The organism is Stenotrophomonas maltophilia group sp. RNC7 (assembly GCF_030910085.1).
Lineage (GTDB): Bacteria > Pseudomonadota > Gammaproteobacteria > Xanthomonadales > Xanthomonadaceae > Stenotrophomonas > Stenotrophomonas sepilia.
Genome location: NZ_JAVFVN010000837.1, coordinates 1 through 752, shown reverse-complemented (window position 1 = coordinate 752; position 752 = coordinate 1). Strand labels below are relative to the sequence as shown.

1 protein-coding gene and 1 pseudogene are annotated in these 752 nt (G+C 48.1%); one reads left to right on the top strand and one right to left on the bottom strand.

Annotated elements, in window-relative coordinates; translation table 11 throughout:
- A partial coding sequence (locus RCF13_RS20150; RefSeq protein ID WP_308141503.1) for a hypothetical protein occupies positions 1–193 on the top strand: 193 nt, incomplete at its 5' end.
- Positions 194–434: 241 nt separating this feature from the next.
- Here RCF13_RS20150 and RCF13_RS20145 read toward each other — a convergent pair.
- Positions 435–752: pseudogene (locus RCF13_RS20145) on the bottom strand (tyrosine-type recombinase/integrase); the annotation flags it as partial.

The window sequence follows — 752 nt, the reverse complement described above, 5'->3', positions numbered from 1 at the left end:
AAACTCGTCCAAACCACCCTTCGTATCTTATCGAGATTGGAAGCAACGCGTTTGGCTTCCAAAACCCTTTGTCGTGACTGGTAAATCCAAAGGAACACGCTACCTCGGAACCGTTGTGAATTATGGGGATTATGGTTTCTTTGTCGAAACAAGACAGAAATATTGCACGCAGATTGTCGGGCGCTTTGTCTAGCGCTTCCTCGAGTTTCCTAGGATCCCGAATGTACAATGTTATGTTCTTTGCGGGTATCGTTCCTGAATTCAGCAACACCAAGTTAAAGGCCAGAGCCTGATTTCCACCGGCGACTGTTTTCACCATGGCGGTTACGATAGGACGAAAAGACCTTCTCCAGAAAAAAGTCGACTGTACCAAAGCAATAAACGAAACCATCAACGCTACTACTGATGGCCAATCGGTTTTTGTCATTTTAGTCTTATCCTAATAGCGCAGCTTCGGCTGAGGCTAGCTCTGTAGCATCATCATTGCGTGGGAATAAGTGGCCATATGTGTCCATCGTCAGCATGATTGACGAGTGACCGAGCCTTTCCTGAACAATCTTCGGCGGCAATCCTAATCCGCCATCTTCCTTTCGATTGATACACCACGAGGCATAGAAGTGACGTAGCGAGTGAAAGCCCGTGTACTTTGCCGCCATGATCGGTTTGCCGTCTTTGTCTTTACGACCCGTATCAACCGACACACCTGCCGCGATCTGCAAAGGCTGAAAGCCGCGCTGCATTATCGCTGACAG